The organism is Sinorhizobium sp. BJ1 (assembly GCF_002531555.1).
In the GTDB taxonomy this organism is placed as follows: Bacteria; Pseudomonadota; Alphaproteobacteria; order Rhizobiales; family Rhizobiaceae; genus Sinorhizobium; species Sinorhizobium fredii_B.
Genome location: NZ_NWTH01000006.1, coordinates 24,799 through 43,957 on the forward strand (window position 1 = coordinate 24,799; position 19,159 = coordinate 43,957).

13 protein-coding genes and 1 pseudogene are annotated in these 19,159 nt (G+C 62.2%); 3 read left to right on the plus strand and 11 right to left on the minus strand.

Annotated features, from left to right (window positions below; all coding sequences use genetic code 11):
• Positions 1-587 precede the first annotated feature (587 nt).
• The 4 genes from CO676_RS10780 to CO676_RS10795 are packed head-to-tail and all read right to left on the minus strand — an operon-like array spanning position 588 to position 5,889.
• Positions 588-2,189, minus strand: a complete 1,602-nt coding sequence (locus tag CO676_RS10780; RefSeq protein ID WP_097520885.1) for an ABC transporter ATP-binding protein — start codon at positions 2,187-2,189, stop codon at positions 588-590.
• A gap of 1 nt (position 2,190) precedes the next feature.
• A complete protein-coding gene (locus CO676_RS10785; protein ID WP_097520887.1) occupies positions 2,191-3,321 on the minus strand; it encodes an ABC transporter permease subunit in 1,131 nt (376 codons plus the stop codon).
• On the minus strand, positions 3,314-4,237 hold the full coding sequence (gene oppB / locus CO676_RS10790) for an oligopeptide ABC transporter permease OppB (protein ID WP_014761840.1): 924 nt from the start codon (positions 4,235-4,237) through the stop codon (positions 3,314-3,316). Before oppB ends, CO676_RS10785 begins: the two co-directional genes overlap by 8 nt.
• A 53-nt stretch (positions 4,238-4,290) precedes the next feature.
• Positions 4,291-5,889 carry a peptide ABC transporter substrate-binding protein gene (locus tag CO676_RS10795; RefSeq protein WP_014761839.1) on the minus strand — a complete coding sequence of 533 codons (1,599 nt, stop codon included), beginning with the start codon at positions 5,887-5,889 and terminating at the stop codon, positions 4,291-4,293.
• Positions 5,890-6,656: 767 nt separating this feature from the next.
• On the opposite strand from CO676_RS10795, the gene fba reads away from it, so the two are divergent.
• Positions 6,657-7,703 carry a class II fructose-bisphosphate aldolase gene (gene fba, locus CO676_RS10800; RefSeq protein WP_097520889.1) on the plus strand — a complete coding sequence of 349 codons (1,047 nt, stop codon included), beginning with the start codon at positions 6,657-6,659 and terminating at the stop codon, positions 7,701-7,703.
• Positions 7,704-7,772: 69 nt separating this feature from the next.
• On the opposite strand, the gene CO676_RS10805 is transcribed toward fba, so the two are convergent.
• The 5 genes from CO676_RS10805 to CO676_RS10825 form a co-directional block, all read right to left on the minus strand.
• Positions 7,773-9,566: an ABC transporter ATP-binding protein gene (locus CO676_RS10805; protein ID WP_097521236.1), complete on the minus strand. Its 1,794-nt coding sequence runs from the start codon at positions 9,564-9,566 to the stop codon at positions 7,773-7,775.
• Positions 9,566-10,606, minus strand: a complete 1,041-nt coding sequence (locus CO676_RS10810) for a glycosyltransferase family 2 protein (RefSeq protein WP_097520891.1) — start codon at positions 10,604-10,606, stop codon at positions 9,566-9,568. Before CO676_RS10810 ends, CO676_RS10805 begins: the two co-directional genes overlap by 1 nt.
• A gap of 1 nt (position 10,607) precedes the next feature.
• On the minus strand, positions 10,608-11,711 hold the full coding sequence (locus CO676_RS10815) for a glycosyltransferase (protein WP_179875449.1): 1,104 nt from the start codon (positions 11,709-11,711) through the stop codon (positions 10,608-10,610).
• Between the two features lie 16 nt (positions 11,712-11,727).
• On the minus strand, positions 11,728-12,918 hold the full coding sequence (locus CO676_RS10820; protein WP_097521237.1) for an acyltransferase: 1,191 nt from the start codon (positions 12,916-12,918) through the stop codon (positions 11,728-11,730).
• 386 nt (positions 12,919-13,304) lie between these two features.
• Positions 13,305-14,132, minus strand: coding sequence for a MerR family transcriptional regulator (locus tag CO676_RS10825; protein ID WP_097520895.1), 828 nt, complete (start codon positions 14,130-14,132; stop codon positions 13,305-13,307).
• A gap of 225 nt (positions 14,133-14,357) precedes the next feature.
• On the opposite strand from CO676_RS10825, the gene CO676_RS10830 reads away from it, so the two are divergent.
• Positions 14,358-15,626, plus strand: coding sequence for a 4-aminobutyrate--2-oxoglutarate transaminase (locus CO676_RS10830; RefSeq protein ID WP_097520896.1), 1,269 nt, complete (start codon positions 14,358-14,360; stop codon positions 15,624-15,626).
• 128 nt (positions 15,627-15,754) lie between these two features.
• Entirely contained in the window at positions 15,755-17,230 is a 1,476-nt protein-coding gene (locus tag CO676_RS10835; RefSeq protein ID WP_097520898.1) for an NAD-dependent succinate-semialdehyde dehydrogenase, read from the plus strand.
• Between the two features lie 28 nt (positions 17,231-17,258).
• Here CO676_RS10835 and CO676_RS10840 read toward each other — a convergent pair.
• Both CO676_RS10840 and CO676_RS10845 read right to left on the minus strand, forming a co-directional pair.
• Positions 17,259-17,637: pseudogene (locus CO676_RS10840) on the minus strand (SDR family oxidoreductase).
• A gap of 64 nt (positions 17,638-17,701) precedes the next feature.
• Positions 17,702-18,886 (minus strand): acetate kinase, encoded by a 1,185-nt coding sequence (locus CO676_RS10845; RefSeq protein ID WP_097520900.1) that lies wholly within the window; start codon positions 18,884-18,886, stop codon positions 17,702-17,704.
• Between the last annotated feature and the right edge of the window lie 273 nt (positions 18,887-19,159).

Here is a 19,159-nt window from a genome sequence, read left to right on the forward strand (position 1 = left end):
ACGTGCGGCAGGAACGCGCACATTCCAGCGAATGGCGGCCGGCATGCTGCTTGCAGGCTTCTCGTCCGATAACGCAAGATCTCTTGCGCTGGGGAATATCTTTGCATGTCGATTTGCAAACCTACTGCGATCGCATTGTCCCTTCAGATTAGCTTCAGGCGTCGCAAACGAAAACTCCATCGAATGGAGTAGGCCCGTCTACTCCATTGCACAACCAGAACCGCGAGTGACCATTGCACAACTCGCGACGCCACGGGGTGATGCCTAATCTTGAGCCCAGACCGGCCGCGCAATGCGCCCTTCGCCATTACGACGATCGCCGAGATGGTACTGGAGCACACTAGAATCTGCCGCTACGCACAGGCCCATATCTTCGGCCACAGTCTTGCCACCGAGCTTCTCTCTTTCGGTGCGACTTGTTCGGAGGTCGGCAATTGCTGAGATGTTGAGACCCATGACACGACTTGATTGCCGTGCACTCACTCCGACCTACAACGGCTGGGCATCCCTCCAGTGAGCAGTGTCTTGTGAGGAGAGTGCAGAGACGCGATGTCGCGATTTTCTTGATAATCGACGCCGTTCCGGCCTCACACGTTAAACGCCGCCCCGATCAGTGTCTTCGTGTAAGGCTCCCTCGGCGCTTCGAAAATCGCGTCCGTCTCCCCCTCTTCGACGATGCGGCCGTTCTTCATAACGATCACATAGTCCGACATCGCCTTCACAACCGAAAGGTCGTGGCTGATGAAGATGTAGGAAAGGCCGTGCTTCTCCTGCAGGTCGCGGAGCAGTTCGATCACCTGGCCCTGAACCGACCGGTCGAGAGCGGAGGTGGGCTCGTCGAGGATCACCACCTTCGGCTTCAGAATCATCGCCCGGGCAATCGCGATGCGCTGGCGTTGGCCGCCCGAGAATTCGTGCGGGTAGCGGTTGCGTGAAGCCGGGTCGAGGCCGACTTCCTTCAGGGCCGCAATGGCGCGCCGGTCGCGCTCCGCACGGCTCAGCCCCGGCTCATGGACATAGAGGCCCTCGGTGATGATCTCACCCACCGTCAGGCGCGGCGAAAGCGAGCCGTAGGGATCCTGAAAGACGAGCTGGAGCTCGCGGCGCAAGGGCCGCATGGTGCCGCGGTCAAAGCCGGAAATGTCGGTCGTACCGAAACGGTAGTAGCCGTTGCTCGGCAGCAATCTCAACAGTGCCCGCCCGAGCGTCGATTTCCCCGAACCGGACTCGCCGACGATGCCGATGGTCTGGCCCTGCCGCAGGCGCAGGTTGACGCCGTCAACCGCCCGGAAGACGGAGGACGAGCCGCCGAACAGGCCCCTGCCGATGGCGTACTCGACCGCCACGTCGCGGCCCTCGAGAATGATCGGCGCATGGCCCGGCGGCGAGGCCTTGCGGCCGCTCGGCTCGGCGGCGAGCAGCATCTTCGTGTAGTCGGCCTTGGGCCGCGAGAAAATCTCCGTCGTTCTCCCCTGCTCCACGATCTCGCCGCGGCGCATCACCGCGACGCGGTCGGCGAAGTGCTTGACGATGCCGAGATCGTGCGTGATCAGCACGATCGCCATGCCGAAACGCTGCTGCAGCGACTTGAGTAGATCGAGGATCTGCGCCTGGATGGTCACGTCGAGCGCCGTCGTCGGCTCGTCGGCGATCAGGATGTCAGGCTCGTTGGCAAGCGCCATGGCGATCATCACCCGCTGGCGCTGGCCGCCCGACAGCTCGTGCGGATAGCTGTCGATGCGTCGCGCCGGTTCGGGAATGCCGACCAGTTCCAGGAGTTCGAACACACGCTTGCGCGCCTGCTTGAACGTGCCGCCGCGGTGATGGACGATCGGTTCGGCGATCTGCCGGCCGATCGTGTAGAGCGGATCGAGCGAAGTCATCGGCTCCTGGAAGATCATCGTGATCTTCGACCCGCGCACGTCGTTGAGCGCCTTCGGCGGGAGCCCGATGAGTTCCTGGCCGCGGTACCGCGCCGAGCCGGCAACCGTGCCGTTCTTCGCGAGCAGTCCCATGATCCCCATCATGGTCTGGCTCTTGCCCGAGCCGGATTCGCCGACGACCGCAAGCGTTTCCCCGGCATGCACATCGAGATCGATGCCCTTGACGGCCTCGACCGTGCCGTCGGGCGTCGAAAAGTCCACCTTGAGGCCGCGGACGGTGAGAATGGAATCCTTGACGTCTGCCATGTCAGCGGTCCTTGGGATCGAGCGCATCGCGCAAGCCGTCACCGACGAAGTTCAGCGAAAACAGCGTGACAACGAAGAAGATGGCCGGGAAGATGAGCAACCACGGCGCCGACTGGATATTGTTTGCGCCCTCCGAGATGAGCGCCCCCCAGCTCGTCAGCGGTGCCTGCACGCCAAGGCCGAGGAAAGACAGAAAGCTTTCGAGCAGGATGACCTTCGGCACCACGACGGTAACGAAGACGATCACCGGGCCGATGGTGTTCGGAATGATGTGCCGGCGGATGATCTGCCAGTCGGAGAGGCCAAGGGCCTGCGCCGCACCCACGAATTCGCGCCGTTTAAGAGCGAGCGTCTGGCCGCGGACGATGCGGGCCATGTCCAGCCACTCGACAGCGCCGATCACCAGGAAGATCAGGATGAAGCTCCGCCCGAAGAAGACGACCAGCACAACGACGAGGAAGACGAAGGGCAGCGAATAGAGGATCTCGACGAAGCGCATCATGACGTTGTCGACGCGCCCGCCGATATAGCCGGACGTTGCCCCGTAGACGACCCCGAGGCCGAGCGACACGAGGCTGGCGAGCAGGCCGACGGCGATCGAGATCTGCCCGCCGAGCATGACGCGGACCAGCAGGTCGCGACCGTTGGAATCGGTGCCGAAGGGGAAATACTCACGATCCACCTGGCCCTCGACCCTCAGCGTACGGCCGTCGTCCTCGGTCGCGACGACCTGGGTGTTCTCAAATTCGTTGGCCCTGTCGAAATAGCGCGTGGCGCGCGGATCGATCGACTGCTCGGAGGTCACCGTAGCGGTGAAGGTTTCACCTTCGACGGCAAATTCCTTCAGCGTCACGCGGGCACGGGTCGCCACACCCTCCATGACCTCCTGAAGCGTCGAGGTGTCGGGCCGCGGCTCGAGGCTCGGGCCGATCGACACATAGGAGGGGAAGACCTCGTCGTAGGTGTGCGGCGAGAAGAAGGGTCCGACAAAGGAGAAGAGCGCGATCAGCGCCAGCATGATGCAGCCCGCCATGGCGGCACGGTTGCGGCGGAAGCGTAACGCCGCGAGCTGGAAGAGGCTTCGGCCCTTCATTTCCGGCGAGGCCACCGGTACCCGGACGATATCAGTCATGGCGAACCCTCGGATCGAGCAGGCCGTAGAGAATATCGACCAGAAGATTGAAGACGATGACGAAGATGGCGATGAGGATCACCGTACCCATGACGAGCGTATAGTCGCGGTTGATCGCGCCAAGAACGAAATAGCGGCCGACGCCGGGAATGGTGAAAATCGTCTCGACGACCGCCGAACCGGTGAGCAGAGCCGCCGCGCAGGGCGCCAGATAGGAAACGACCGGCAGCATGGCGCCGCGCATCGCATGGGTAACGACAACGGCGCGGGAGGGCAATCCATAGGCCTTTGCCGTGCGGATGTGGTCGGTATTCAGCGCCTCGATCATCGAGCCGCGCGTCAGCCTGGCGAAGACGGCAAGCTGCGGCAGCGCGAGTGCGATCATCGGCAGGATCAGGAAGCGGAACGATCCGTCGCCCCAGCCTCCGGCCGGGAGCCAGGCGAGCATGATCGCGAAGATAAGGGTCAGCACCGGGCCGACGACGAAGTTCGGGACGGTTACACCGATCGTCGAGACAGACATGACGGCGAAATCGAGCAAGCTGTTTTGCCGGAGCGCCGCGATCGTGCCGGCGATGACGCCGCCGATCACAGCAAGCAGCAGGGCGTAGAAGCCGAGCTCCATGGAATAGGGCAGGCCCTTGCCGATCAGCTGCGCGACGTTGTTATCATGGTAGATGTAGCTCGGACCGAAGTCGCCCGTCACCGCATTGCTGAGATAGGTAACGTATTGGCGCCAGAGCGGCTGATCGAGGTGGTAGGTCCTCATCAGGTTCTCCATCGTCTGCGGAGGGAGAGGACGCTCAAGATTGAAGGGCCCTCCAGGGGCAAACCGCATCAGAAAGAAAGAGATGGTTACGACGATGAACAGCGTCGGCACCGCGCTCGCCAGTCGGCGAAGGACGAAGGAAATCATGGACTTGCTCCGGAAGCGACGCGCGGGAGCAGCCCGCGCGTCGCCTCAGTTCGTTATTCGGCGATGCTCAGGAACTTGCTCAAGTGCGCGTTCGGCGCATTGTCCTGCCAGCCCTTGACACGGCTCGAGACGAGCCACAGGTCCGCCTGGGTCAGGAACGGCGCAATTGGCTGCTCCTTCATCAGCAGGGTCTCGGCCTCATGGAGGATCTTCGAGCGCGCCGTCGGATCCTGTTCTTCATAGGACTTCTTCATCAACGCATCGAATTCGGCGTTTTCGAAGTGGCCATAGTTGAAGGTCTTGTTGCTGCTGACGCTCAACGCCAGGAAGTTCTCGGCGTCGGCATAGTCGGCGACCCAGCCGGCCCGGGCGACGTTGAACTTGCCGCCTTCCTGCAGGTAGGCGTAATGCGAAGACACGTCGAGGTTCACGAGCGAGACCTTGGCGCCGAAGGTGTTCTTCCACATGTCGGCAACAGCCGTGGCGACACGCTCATGGTTCGGGTTGGTGTTGTAGCGGATCTCGATGTTCAGCGGCTTGCCGCCTTCACCATAACCGGCCTCCTTCATCAGTTCGACCGCCTTGTCTTCACGGTCAAGCTGCGACATATCCGCGAAGTCTGCCTTGGCGGGGTCGCCGTAGCCTTCGATGCCCGGCGGCACCATCGAGTAGGACGGAAGTTGCGAACCGCTGTAGATCTCCTTGGCGAGGAAGTCGCGGTCAACCGCCATCGAGAGCGCCCGGCGAACGCGGACGTCGCTATAGGGCTCCTGCCGCGTGTCGAAGGCGTAGTAGTAGGTCGCAAGCGTCGGCGAGACATGGACCTGGTCGCCATAGGACGTGCGCAGCCGCTCGATCTGGTCCGCCGAGAAGTTATAAACGAGGTCCATCTCCTTCGCTTCGAAGCGGCGCACCGAGGCAGCCTGGTCGTCGATCGGGTAGAAGATCACCTTGTCGAGCTTGACGCTGGCGGCATCCCAATAGTTCGAGTTCTTCTCGACCGTCAGGCTGTCGTTCGGAACGTGCGCGGTCAGGCGAAAGGCGCCGTTCGACACCATCACGCCCGGCTTGACGAAATCGGCGCCGTTCTTCTCGACGCTCGCCTTGCTGACCGGAAGCGCGGTCTGGTGCGCCAGAAGTTCCAGGAAGAACGGCGTCGGCCGCTCCAGCGTCACTTCGAGCGTCTTTTCGTCGACGGCCTTGACGCCGAGCCGGTCGACCGGCACCTCGCCCTTGTTGACCTTTTCGGCGTTCTTGATCGGGAAGAGGATGTTGGCGTATTCGGCAGCCGTCTTCGGATCCTCGACGCGGCGGAACGAGAAGGCGAAGTCTTCGGCCGTGACCGCCGAGCCGTCGGACCACTTGGCATCGGCGCGCAGCTTGAACGTATAGACGACCCCGTCATCCGAAAGCTCCCAGCTTTCTGCGGCACCCGGAATGATCTTGCCGGCGGCGTCGTAGATGGTCAGACCTTCATAGAGGTCCTTGAGGATAAATTCCTCGATGTTGATGGAAGTGTGCGCCTGGTCGAGCGTCTGTGGCTCGCCGGCATTGCCGCGGTGCAGCACCGCTTCGGCGAGCGCCGGGCTTGCGCCGATAAGTAGCGAGCCGATGAGCGCGGCGGCGCTGAGGTTGAGTTTCAGTGAAGCCATTTTTCTTCTCCTTCCCCTCGTTTTGGATGTGCCAATCGCACGAGAGAAGTGCAAATTTTCCCCGAAGGCAAGGCGACTCTCACGGAAAATTGCACCCTTCTTTATAAAATGAAATTCTCATTTATCGCGTAAGTTGTAATGCCTCTGGCACGAATTCCTTCGCCTCCCGATCCGGTAAGCCAAATCGAATTATGCGCCGAGAACAACCAACTGCAACGTTTTAGATGACATCGAAAAGGCCGACCGACATCGCCGCCATCGGCGCCAGGAGACTGTCTTGCAAACTTCATGAGTTGAAGCGGCACTTTACGTAATATGCAGAAAAATTTTCCGCCTCTTTCGCAATGTTTTTGCGAGCAGCTGATATGCTCGCTATCGAGGAGCGCGCGAACCGGGAAAATCATCCCGAGACGCCAAGCACCCGACAGACACCAAAGGCCCGCGTCATTCCTGCCTCGCGCAAGGGCGGCGACCACCAACCAGAAAGCGAATGTAGTGATTTTTGGCAGGGCACTTTTTCATCCACAGCAAAATCCCCTGACGCACGTCAATCAAGTGCCCGCGCCGCGCTTTGGCCAGGTTGCCAAAAGGTCTGCATCAATTATTGTGCGTCTGACTTGGGTCCGGGGTGCCAGTTCCGGAGGTATCGGAGCGCGCTCATGTGCCCTCCGCATCGCCGGCGGACGGCCCGTTGCTTCGGCGGCGAATTTGTCCGCTTCAATTCGTGGCGCCTGGAGTGAGGCGCACCAGCGTCAGGGAGAATTCGAATGGCATTGATCACATTGCGGCAATTGCTAGACCATGCGGCGGAGAACGACTATGCGCTGCCGGCCTTCAATGTGAACAATCTCGAATACATCCAGGCGGTCATGCGCGCCGCCGACGCGACCGACTCGCCGGTGATCCTGCAGGCGAGCCGCGGTGCGCGCGCCTATGCGGGCGATGCCTTCCTGCGCCACCTGATCCTCGGCGCAGCCGAAGAATATCCGCATGTCCCCGTTTGTCTGCATCTCGACCATGGCGACCAGCCGTCGACCTGCATTTCGGCGATTACAAACGGCTTCACCTCGGTGATGATGGACGGTTCGCTGGAAAGGGACGGCAAGACCGTCGCGAGCTACGAGTACAATGTGGCGGTCACCGCTGAAGTCGTGAAGATCGCCCATGCGGCCGGCGTTTCAGTCGAAGGCGAGCTTGGCTGCCTCGGCAACTTGGAAACCGGCGCCGGCGACAAGGAAGACGGCCACGGCTTCGAGGGCAAGCTGTCGCGAGAGGAATTGCTGACCGACCCCGACCAAGCCCTCGACTTCGTCTCCAGGACCGGCGTTGACGCGTTGGCTGTGGCGATCGGCACGAGCCACGGCGCTTACAAGTTCACGCGCGAGCCGGACGGCGAGATCCTGTCGATCGAGACGATCGCCCAGATCAACAAGCGCCTGCCCAACACCCACCTCGTCATGCACGGATCGTCGTCGGTGCCGGCCGATCTCCAGGAACTCTTCAACGCCTATGGCGGCAAGATGAAGAAGACCTGGGGCGTGCCGGTCTCGGAGATCCAGAAGGCCATCCCGCTCGGCGTTCGCAAGGTCAATATCGACACGGACCTCCGGCTCGCCTTTACCGGCGAGATCCGCAAGCACCATATCGAACATCCGGACAATTTCGATCCGCGCAACTACCTGAAGCCGGCCATCGCGCATATGACCGAGGTCTGCAAGGAGCGCTTCGAGGCTTTCCATGCGGCCGGCGAGGCATCGAAGATCCGGGTACTGAGGCTGCCGGAAATGGCCAAGCGCTACGCCACGGTAGGCTGACGGCGCCATTCTGACGCCAGAGAGACGGCAAGGCCGCGCATCCGCACAGGGCGCGCGGCCTCGTTTTTTCTAGTCCTGCCTTTCCATAGGCGTTTCATGCTCGTAGAGCTGGTCCATGCTGAGCGAAGCCACATCGGCGAGCGAGGCCCGGCTTTTGACCCGCCCGCCGCCAAGCACCACGACGTCATCGCAAAACGAGATTGTGCTCCTGTGGTGGCTGATGACGATTGTCGTGCGCCGCCCGGCCCGCAACTTGAGCGTCTCGACAATCGCGGCTTCCGAGAGGCCGTCCACGGCGTTCGTGGCCTCGTCTAGAATGAGGATCGCCGGATCACGCACCAGCGCTCTGGCGAGCGCGATGCGCTGGCGCTGCCCGGCAGAGAGGCTCGCCCCGCGGTAGCCGACCACCGTCTGGTAGCCATCGGGTAGCTTTTCGATGAAGCTGTGCGCCTCGGCGAGCCTCGCCGCCCGCTCGGCTTCGGCAAGCGTGGCGCTTTGGCCGTAGGTGATGTTCGCGAATATGGTGCCATCCACGAGCTCCAGGTCCTGGCTCGCAACAGCGATCTGGCGCCGCCACTGAGCAGGATCGATCTGCTCGAGGGGCACCCCATCGATGAGAATGCGACCTTCATCCGGCTCCACGAACCGGCACAGAAGGTTGACGATGGTGCTCTTGCCCGCGCCAGACCGCCCGATGATCGCCGTCGAGCAACCGCTGCGAATATCGAAGCTCGCCGAACGCAGCACGACGGCACGAGAGCCGGAGGCCGGATATCTGAAGGTCACGTCACTGAATACGATCCCCTCGTCGAGGCCCTCGATCGGCGTGCTCCCCGACGGCGGCTTCGGCTTGTCCGACGAATCCAGCAGCCACCGTACCTCTTCCAGCGACCCGCTCCAGCCCTGGATCTGGCTCCAGGACATTTGCAGGGCCCGCACATGCGGTTGCAGACGATAGAGCAGCACGACGAAGGCGACGATCACCGGAAAGCTCACGCCGACGAACCAGGCGCTGACGACCGCCGCCAGGAACAAGGCGGAATGCAGCGCTTCCGTGAGCGGCGGCAGGACGCCCTGTCGGGTTTGCAGCACGAAGCCCGCGTGGCGCACTGAATCGGAAGCGGAATCGAATGCCGCCTTTTCACGGCTTTCCTGCCCGAATACGCGGATCAGCCGCCCCGCATGAACGAGATGCAGCATCCGCGCCGCAAGATCGCTGTTGAAGGAGGTCACATTGCGGCTGGGGCCCTTGAGAGTGGCCGATAGCGCCGCATGCGCCACCTGGACAATGATGAGACCGAGCGCCACGAAAAGCGTCATCTGCCACGACAGAAGCAACAGGAAAGCCAAGAGGATCGCCGCGGCAGAGGCATTCACCATTGCCCCAAGCACTGTCTGTATCGCGTCGGAGGCCCGCCAGGATTCGTTTGAAATGATATTGAGCAGCCGGCCCGGGTTCTGCTGCAGGAAGAACGGATAGCCTATCCTCAAGAGCTGATTGGCCAGCGCGCTGCGGACGGAATGGCTCGCCTTTCCGTAGATGAAGTTGGTGAGCACGGTGTTTGCGAAGGCAAGCACGTTCTTCAGGACGATCAGCGCCAGGATCGCGGCCGCGAGTGCCAGCAGTCTGTCGCCTTTGTCCAGGCCCGCGCCCACATCCTCGAAGACCGCCGAGATGCCGCTCAGCCCGGTCGATCCGTCGTTGTCGGCGATGATCCCGAGCATCGGGATGATGAGGCCGATGCCGGCACCTTCAAGCGCTGCACTGGCGAGCCCCAGAACGACGACAAATGGAAGCAGGCGCACGTGCCGCCCGAGGGCGTCACGGAGCAGCTGCAAGCTTGGCATGAGGAACCGCAAAATCATCGGCTGCGCTCCCAGCCAGGCGTCGCCTCGCTGATCGGCTGCACCTCGGTCGGCGCGCCCCGTCTTGCCATGACCAGGTACGCGAACTTTGCAGCCCCCCATAGGTTCATCGACACGATCGGCCAGTGGGACAGTTGCAGCTCAGGATCGAACCGGGCGCCGCCGAAGGCCTGGCCACAGGCCGACCTGACTGTCCAACAAAAATGTCGCAGGAGCCATGGCGCCTTGAAGAGGTGTTTTACGCAAAGCGCTCCATTGCCCAGGCTGTAGTTGCGGTGGAGCCTCTCGATTGCTGCACGGGACGTTCGGCCGTGGTGATGAAAAACCGTCATGTCCGGGACATATTCCACGGGGATTCCGAGCTGAAAGGCACGAACCAGATAGTCGGTGTCCTCGGCGGAGTGCAGCGGTGCGCCGGCGCCGAAGCGCTCGTCAAAGCGGCCGACGAGGTCGGCGACCTCGCGGTGCATCGTCATGTTGCAGCCGAGTACAAAGCCGCCGGGGTGCACATCGCGGCTCAGCCGCGCAGGTATCTTCGACCGTTTGATTGTGAAGGGCTGGTCGCAGGACTTGCCAAGCTCGACGCGACCGCCTCGGATGACGCGCTGCTCGCCGTTCGCGTAGTGTCGTTGCAGATCGATGAGATAGGTCGGCTCGATTTCGCAATCGTCGTCGACGAAGACGAGGATCCGCCCGCGTGCCCGTTCCATTCCCGCGTTGCGCGCAGTAGCGAGGCCGGGACGTGGCTCGGTGACAAGGGTGATTTTCATCTTCGACGATGCGGCGATGCGGCGCAACTCGGCCGGGGTGCCGTCTGTCGAGCCATTGTCGACCACGACGAGCTCACTTGTGATCCTGGCACAGGCGTTGCACGCCGCCTCGATCGACCGGATGCAGGCCGCGAGCGCCCGTAGCCGATCGCGTGTGCAGACGATGAAAGTCGCAAACGGCCGCTGTCCGGTTGCGGATGCAGCGGCAGCAACGCGTTGCTCGGCCGCTCCAAGATTCCTTCCTTCTTGATGACCGTCGCGCGCCATTTCAGAGAGCACCCTGCTGCGGAAGGACGCTGGCGGCCGGCACGGACTCCAGGTAACGCGCCAGCGCATCCACCCGCTCGGTGGCTGCCAACGAAATACGGCTGCACCAGGGTGCACGAGCTCCAGCAAGCAGGCCGTATCTTTCACGGCGCCGGATGAGCTGCCACTTACCAGTCCGCGTCAGAAACTCATGCGTGAGTTCCGGGCGCTTCTCATCGGCGATGAGCTGGTAGAGAAAATAGAAGAAGCACAAGAGGCCGTCCTCGTAAGCCCGGCGCATTTGGGGCGGAAAAGCGCTGATCTTCCGTTCGAGGGAGACGATGAATTCGGCAACAACTCGGATCGTCTCCTTCGTTACGGCCGCGCCGATCTCGCGGAGCGCACCTGCGTCGTCGAAAAGACCATCCTGCTCAAGGTTTTCGGCCACAATCTTCAGGTGCGTCTGGCGCATCCGACGCAGGTGCTTGGCTGTGACGCTATCCGTGTGGAGCCGGTAGGCCACCAGAGGCTCGTCGATCATCATCGTCGGAAAGCGCTCGGCGATCCGCCGGAACAGGTCGAAATCTTCGGCATGCGGATAGTCTGCGTCGTAGGCGAGCATATCGTCCGGGATGACGCGTCGGTTATAGATCACGGTCGAGTGGATGAAGAGCGTGAAGAACATCGACAGGATCCGCATGCTACCGGGCCTGTAGATGGGACTGGGCTTGCCGCGGACGATCCGATTGCCGATCAGGGTATCGACCCCTGAACCGCAAATGGCGAGATGAGGCTGGTCGGCGAACAGCGCGATCTGGCGTGAAAACCGTGACGGATAGGAGACGTCGTCGGCATCCATCCGCGCGACGAGTTCGCCGCGCGCGAGCGCCAGCCCCTCGTTCAAGGTCGCGATGAGACCCCGATTTTCCCGCGACCGGATGGAGATGCGGCGGTCCGTGTTTTGAAAGCGCTCGAGAATCTCGAGCGAACGATCCGTCGATCCATCGTCGATTGCGATGATCTCAAGCTGTTCGTAGTCCTGGCGCAGAATGCTCTCTAGAGCAGCCGCGAGATAAGGTTCGCCATTGTAGACGGGCAGGAGGACGGACACCAAGGGCGACGGCATGGTTCGACTCGCGTGTTTATTGAACATCAGAGGTCTGGAAGGCTTTGCCGCGTTCGAGGGATGCCTGCGGATGGGCGGTATGCTCTGCGCTCCCCCTCTCCTTACGGATTGGCCCGCCTGACTTCACGAATGCAGCGGCGGTTCCGCCGGAGCGCATATAAGGAAAGTAGTGCTTCAGGGCATTCAGAGGCTTTTCGAAGGCAAGCCAGGAGATCGAAGCGACGATGAGGGTGCCGGCACCGGCGACGAGGAAGCGGCCAGACCCCTGCTCGGACACATTGACGGGAATCCAAGGCTGCGCTTCGACGACAAGGGCCAGGACGATTGCGTGGAAAAGGTAGACGCCGTAGCTGACGCGGCCGAGCGCGGTCATCGGTGGAGATTCGATGAAGCGGCCGAGATACCCGCCGATCCCGCGCGTGCAACTGCCCACCAGCATCGTGAGCGGCAAGAGCGGGAAGACCTCCAGGCCAATCCAGGCCAGCCACTCCAGCATTGGCGCCTTCGGGACAGATCTGAGCCACAAAAGGATCAAAGAGGCGGCGAGCAGCGGCATCCAGCTTTTTTGGGCCCATTGCGGCCAAACCCCTCCCCCCTGAGACCGGTGGACGGCCAGGAGACCGCCCGCAGCCAGCGCATCCATCGATGCCGGTGGCAGCAGGTCGCGCACCAGCGACGGCGTTCCGGTCAGGGGCCAGTAGAAGCGGTAGACCAGCGAGAAGACGATGACGCCGACGCAAATTCTGCCGATCGAGCGCCGCGGCGCGACCAGGACCACCAGCGGCCAGACGATGTAGAATTGCTCCTCGATGCTCAGGCTCCAGGTATGACAGAGAACCCAAGGGCTCCACTCGTTCTGCAGCGCATACCAGAAATTGGAAAGATAGAGTGCGTGCCAGGCCAGCACTTCCTTGGAGCTTTCCAGGCCGATCAGCCAAACGAAGCCTAGCACGGCAAAATAGGGAGGAAAAATGCGCAGCGCCCGGCGCGCATAGAAGGACTTTAGCGCCGTTGCTGTTTCGAAACGGGCATCCGCACGCGCCTCCAGCAGCAACCGGGTGATCAGGAAACCGCTCAGCACGAAGAACAGTCGTACGCCGATATGACCCCAATGGGTTCCGTCGGCCGCGAAGAAATGCGCGTAGAGAACCAATGAGACGGCGACGGCTCTCAGGCCATCCAACTGCCGGTCGCGCGCAATCTGCATGAACATCCCCCGAGCAAAACCTTGCGGGATTCTCCCCTGGTGGCATCACTCCCTAGGCCGGTATGATTGTTGCCGCCGTTTCGTCAAACGCTCTTTGGAAGAAGCGGTGAGTTAAGTAGGTGAAAGATGGTTAAGACGTTGAGCGCGAATGTATCGGCGAATAGGGCCAAACTTTGACGCGGCTACTGCAAGAATTGCGCCCTGGACCTCAACAAAATCGAAGTGTGTTGCGGGCGCAACGCCAAGCGCGAAATCAGATTTGACCTTGCATCACGCCGCGACCCCATCGCGTTAGTTGCGATAATTTTCGAAATACATCAAATTAGCTGCACTTCAATTCAGACGCACTACATTAACGTCTGGCTGTAAGTCCTTGCCCAATCGCCCTAAAACGTCGGCGGCGTATTGATCCACAGTAGAATGGTCTCGCCATCGTGGCGGTTCGACCAGGCATGGCGGCGACGGCTCTCGAAATAGAGGGAATCGCCCGGATAGAGGTCATAGAACTGATCCCCGTCGAGCACGAACTCGACGCGGCCGGAAAGCACGTAGACGAATTCCTCGCCGTCGTGGCGGTAGGCTCCCTCGCTCGACGCGCCGGCCGTCAGCACGAAGCGGTGGCAGTCCATCTGGTTCTTGCCTTCTGCAAGCAGTTGCACCATGACACCCGGCGTGGTACGCGGCCAATTGCGCCATTCGCCGGCGCGCACCAGTGCGCGCGCCTGCGGCTCCTCCTCGCCGGAGAGGCTCGAGACCGTCGTTCCGAAATATTCCGCAAGATTGTGCAGCACGGCAACCGAGACGCCTTGGGATGTTCGCTCCAGCGTCGAGAGCACCGACGGCGCTATGCCGACGTCGCCGGCCACCTGTTCCAGCGTCTTGCCCGCCGCATGCCTGAGGCTCCGCAATTTTCGGCCGACCTGCAGGTCGATATTGCCTTCCGGTGCGGCTGCATTGCCGGGTTCGTCATTTGCCGCACTTTCGGCTTCCAGGGCCTCGCGTATCGCAGCCGGATTGAGGCCACGTTCAGCGCGAAACCAGGAAATGCGCTGCAGCCGCGCCAGGTCCGTCTCGGTATATTGTCGGTGACCGGTCGCCGAACGCTCGGGCACGACGAGCCCTTGGGTTTCCCATAGGCGCAGCGTCGAAGCCGAGACGCCGGCGAGCCTCGCCGCCTCGGCCACCTTGTAGCGTATATTTCCCGCTCCGCTCATCCGTCGCTGTCCTTCCGGCGCCGAAAGCGACGCGATTCCCTGCGTTCTGCAGCTTTCGGCAATCTATCTGTGAGGCTCGTCAATTTACAAGGCGCGGTCATCAGTCGCGGTGTTGTCTCGATCACCAAATTTGATTTGCTTTTCATTCCAAAAGATGTACCACTTCCGGAGAAATCTTGCAGAAAAAATGCAATATATCTACCACTTCCAGACAGGACAGCGACGATGACCAGCCTGACCGACCGCAAGAATGCCGCCATTTCCCGCGGAGTGGGAATGACCACGCAGATCTATGCCGACCGCGCCGAAAATGCCGAGATCTGGGACAAGCAAGGCAATCGCTATATCGATTTTGCCGCCGGCATCGCCGTCGTCAACACAGGCCACCGTCACCCGAAGGTGATCGCCGCCGTCAAGGCGCAGCTCGATCGCTTTACACACACCTGCCACCAGGTCGTTCCCTATGAGAACTACGTGCATCTGGCGGAGCGGCTGAATACGCTGGCACCCGGCAAGTTCGCGAAGAAGACGATCTTCGTCACCACCGGCGCCGAGGCGGTCGAAAACGCCGTGAAGATCGCCCGCGCAGCGACGGGACGGCAGGCCATCATCGCCTTCGGCGGCGGGTTCCATGGCCGCACCTTCATGGGCATGGCGCTGACCGGCAAGGTCGTGCCTTACAAGGTTGGCTTCGGCTCAATGCCGGCTGATGTGTTTCATGCCCCCTTCCCGATCGAGCTCCACGGCGTCAGTGTCGAGCAGTCGCTCGCCGCACTGAAGAAGCTCTTTGCCGCCGATGTCGATCCGGCCCGTGTCGCAGCGATCATCCTCGAGCCGGTCCAGGGCGAAGGCGGTTTTTATCCGGCCCCCACCGCCTTCATGAAGGCACTGCGCGAGATCTGCGACGAGCACGGCATGCTGTTGATTGCCGACGAGGTCCAGACCGGCTTTGCCCGGACCGGCAAGCTCTTCGCGATGGAACACCACGATGTCGCTCCGGACCTGACGACGATGGCCAAGAGCCTTGCCGGCGGCTTCCCGCTCGCCGCAGTAACGGGCCGCGCCGAGATCATGGACGCACCGGGACCGGGCGGTCTCGGCGGCACCTATGGCGGCAACCCGATCGGCATCGCCGCGGCGCACGCGGTCCTCGACGTGATCGAGGAGGAACAGCTTTGCGAGCGCGCCAACCAACTCGGCAACCGGCTGAAGCAGCGTCTTGCAGCGATCCGCGAAAAGGCGCCGGAGATCGTCGACATTCGCGGCCCCGGCTTCATGAACGCTGTCGAGTTCAACGACACGAAAACGAACCTGCCGAGCGCCGAGTTCGCCAACAAGGTCCGCCTCATTGCCCTCGAAAAAGGATTGATCCTGCTCACCTGCGGTGTCCACGGCAATGTTATCCGCTTTCTTGCACCGATCACCATCCAGGACGAGGTCTTCGCCGAGGCTCTCGATATCCTCGAGGCATCGATCCTCGAAGCGCGCGGTTGACGGCAGGCCGAACGACCGCTATCGCGCTCGTTCGACTGTCGGCTCGGGGGCGCAAATTCTGCGCCCCTCAACAAAACAAAAGAGCGAGGCTTGCTGAGCCGTGGCGGGTCCTCGCCGGAGAACGCGCCATGGCCCTGACATCCGCACTGACGAAATACCTTCGCGCAGCGGACCAGTTCGCCCGCCTCGATCGTGTCACTCGTTCCTCCGGGAAGTGGGAAGGCCCGTCTTTCGACGTCTTCAATCCTTCGACCGGTGAATTGCTGGCGACGCTTCCTGACATGGGGGTCGAAGACGCGCAGGTCGCGATCGATGCGGCCGCAGCGGCCCAGCCAATCTGGGCGGGAAAGCCCGCCAAGGATCGAAGCGCGATCCTGCGCCGCTGGCATGACCTGATCGTCGAGCATGTCGACGATCTCGCCGCCATTCTGACGGCGGAGATGGGCAAGCCGCTCGGCGAGGCGATGGGCGAGGTCCTGCATGCCGCTTCCTATATCGAGTGGTACGCCGAAGAGGCGAAACGCGTCTATGGCGAGACTTTCCCGGCTCCAGCCAATGACCGCCGCATGCTCGTCATCAAGCAGCCGGTCGGCGTGGTTGGTACCATCACGCCCTGGAATTTCCCTGCTTCGATGGTCGCCCGCAAGATTTCGCCAGCGCTCGCCGCAGGCTGCGCCATTGTGCTGAAACCTGCGGAACAGACGCCGCTGGTCGCCGGTGCGATGTTCGTGCTCGCCGAGACGGCTGGCTTCCCGGAAGGCGTTCTCAATCTGCTTTATGCGTCCGAAGGCGCGCCGATCGGGCGCGAACTCTGCAGCAACCCCAAGGTCCGCAAGATCAGCTTCACCGGCTCGACCGAAGTAGGCCGGCTGTTGATGCGGCAATGTTCCGACCAGATCAAGAAGGTGAGCCTCGAACTCGGCGGCAATGCCCCCTTCATCATCTTTGACGATGCGGACATTGACGAGGCGGTGGACGGCGCGATCCAGGCGAAGTTCCGCAACGCCGGCCAGACTTGCGTCTCGGCAAACCGCATCTATGTGCAATCGGCGGTGCACGACGCGTTTGCGGAGAAATTCGTCGCGCGGGTGCGCGAGCTTCGCGTCGGGGACGGATTTTCTCCCGGCGCGACCATCGGTCCGATGATCGACAGCCACGCGATCGACAAGATCGAAGCGCATGTCGCCGACGCGCTCGCCAAGGGCGCCGAACTTCGCTGCGGCGGCGAGCGGATCGGCACGAACGGCACGTTCTTCGAGCCGACCGTTCTCACCGGCATTTCGCACGACATGCGCGTCGCGCAGGAGGAGACGTTCGGACCGATCGCCCCGATCATCCGCTTCGAGACAGCCGAACAGGTGGTGACCGAGGCGAATGACACGATCTATGGCCTCGCCGCCTATTTCTACGCCGAAAATCTGAAGCGGGTCTGGCATGTGGCCGAGGCACTGGAATACGGCATGGTCGGCATCAACACCGGCCGCATGTCCTCAGAGGCAGCCCCCTTCGGCGGCATCAAGCAGTCCGGCATCGGCCGCGAGGGATCGCGCCACGGTCTCGAGGACTATCTCGAGATGAAATATCTCTGCATGGGCAATATCTGAGACTGATCGCAGCCGGCCGCCGCCATCATCAATCGATGATATGATAGCCGCCATCGATGTAGAGCGTCTGACCGTTTATCAGCCGTGCGGCATCATGCGCGAGAAAGGCCGTCGCGACGCCAAGGTCGTCGATGTCGACCAGTTCACGGGTCGGTGACTTCACCTTCGTCTTCTCCAGGAGCGCATCAAACTCAGTAATGCCGGAGGCGGCGCGGGTTGCCAGAGCGCCTGGAGAGATCGCGTGCACGCAACGGCAGGAAGATCGGCGCCCCGAGCTCGCGCGCCAGGGGCTCCACCTAGGGCTTGGCCTTGTCGTTGAGGTAGGTGATCGCCAGCTCCGCTCCGAAGGCGCGGAATGCGCGGGCGAAGCCCCAGGCGATCGAGCGGTCGTTGGCGATGCCGACGATGAGGCCCCTGCGGCCTTCGAGAAGCCTTCACGGTGGCAGTCGACATGTGCGTATCTCCGGTGAATCAGGTGGCGCGGCTATGGATGACCGCCAGCGTATGGCGCGCGATCATCAACTCCTCGTCGGTCGGAACAACGTGGAGCGCGACGTGGCTCGTGGCGGTCGAAATCAGCGCGGCGCCGGCGTCGTTCGCCGCCGGGTCGAGTTCCGCGCCAAGCCAGGCGAGACCCTCGGCGATCCGTGCGCGGATCGGCGCTGAGTTCTCCCCGACACCCGCCGTGAACACAAAGGCGTCGATGCCGCCGAGCGCCGCCGCGAGCATGCCTGCGTTGAGGCCGCAGCGGTGCACGAAATGGGCGATCGCGAAGGAAGCGCGCGGGTCGTCGCTCGCCAAGAGTTCACGCATGTCATTCGAAATGCCGGAGAGGCCCTTGAGACCGGCCTCGTGGTAGAGAAGGTCCGAGACGGCATCGGCGCTCATGCCCTTCTCCGAGATCAGATAGAGCACGACGCCCGGGTCGAGTTGACCCGGCCGTGTTCCCATCGGCAGGCCATCGAGCGCGGTGAAGCCCATGGTGCTCTCGACGCTACGGCCGTCGCGCAACGCACACATCGAGGCGCCGCTACCGAGATGCGCGACGATGACTTTGCCGCGCGCCGCTTCGGGGGCAATCTCGCTCAGCCGCTCGGCGATGTATTCGTAGGAAAGGCCATGGAAGCCGTAACGCCGCACGCCCTGGTCATAAAACGCGCGCGGCAGGGCGTAGCAAGCGGTATGCTCCGGGTGCCCTCGGTGAAAGGCCGTGTCGAAACAGGCGACCTGCGGCACGTCGGGAGTGATTTCCATGGCGAGCCGGATCGGCGCCAGATTGTTGGGCTGATGAAGGGGCGCAAGATCCTGGTAGCTGGCGAGACGGTCGAGCACAGTCGCGTCGATCAGCACAGGTTGCGCGTAGTCGGGGCCGCCATGGACGACCCGATGACCGATCGCGCGCAGCTCGAATCCGTCGAGCGTCAGCAGCCATTCGCGTGCTGCAGCAATGGCGGCTGGGAGATCGCTCACCGCTTCCGCGGCGTAGCTCTGATCGACTAGAACCGTTCCGTCCGCCTTCTTCGCCTGCAGGCGTGGCCGCGTGCCGATGCCGCCGATCTGGCCGCGCACCTGGCGCGTCAGTTTCGCGTCTGCGATGCCGAAGACCTGGAACTTCAGGCTCGATGAACCGGCGTTGACGACGAGGATCGCATCCATGGCGCTAGACCGCCGCTACTTCTGTCGCGCGCCGCCGCGCCGCGAAGAGTGCGGCAACCGCGCAGGAAGCGAGAGGGGTTCGGATATTGCTTGGCATCGATTACTGTGAAGCTTCCCGACTTCACCGGCTCGAAGAGCTTAGCATCGGTGTATTACGGCGATTTGTCATCCGCATGCGAACGAACGTTCCTGGCCGCGTACCCCTGTCCTTCGAAGCCGCCTCCTTCGAGTGCTTCGAAAGAAAGCGTCGAGCATTCTGGCGACGCTTCCGGC

Bases quoted from the DNA above. Each gene is read 5' to 3' on its own strand.
- CO676_RS10815 (WP_179875449.1), bottom strand. From the start codon at position 11,711: ATGCCGTCGCCCTTGGTGTCCGTCCTCCTGCCCGTCTACAATGGCGAA.
- CO676_RS10835 (WP_097520898.1), top strand. From the start codon at position 15,755: ATGGCCCTGACATCCGCACTGACGAAATACCTTCGCGCAGCGGACCAG.
- CO676_RS10825 (WP_097520895.1), bottom strand. From the start codon at position 14,132: ATGAGCGGAGCGGGAAATATACGCTACAAGGTGGCCGAGGCGGCGAGG.
- fba (WP_097520889.1), top strand. From the start codon at position 6,657: ATGGCATTGATCACATTGCGGCAATTGCTAGACCATGCGGCGGAGAAC.
- CO676_RS10785 (WP_097520887.1), bottom strand. From the start codon at position 3,321: ATGACTGATATCGTCCGGGTACCGGTGGCCTCGCCGGAAATGAAGGGC.
- CO676_RS10830 (WP_097520896.1), top strand. From the start codon at position 14,358: ATGACCAGCCTGACCGACCGCAAGAATGCCGCCATTTCCCGCGGAGTG.
- CO676_RS10810 (WP_097520891.1), bottom strand. From the start codon at position 10,606: ATGGCGCGCGACGGTCATCAAGAAGGAAGGAATCTTGGAGCGGCCGAG.
- CO676_RS10795 (WP_014761839.1), bottom strand. From the start codon at position 5,889: ATGGCTTCACTGAAACTCAACCTCAGCGCCGCCGCGCTCATCGGCTCG.
- CO676_RS10780 (WP_097520885.1), bottom strand. From the start codon at position 2,189: ATGGCAGACGTCAAGGATTCCATTCTCACCGTCCGCGGCCTCAAGGTG.
- oppB (WP_014761840.1), bottom strand. From the start codon at position 4,237: ATGATTTCCTTCGTCCTTCGCCGACTGGCGAGCGCGGTGCCGACGCTG.
- CO676_RS10845 (WP_097520900.1), bottom strand. From the start codon at position 18,886: ATGGATGCGATCCTCGTCGTCAACGCCGGTTCATCGAGCCTGAAGTTC.
- CO676_RS10820 (WP_097521237.1), bottom strand. From the start codon at position 12,918: ATGCAGATTGCGCGCGACCGGCAGTTGGATGGCCTGAGAGCCGTCGCC.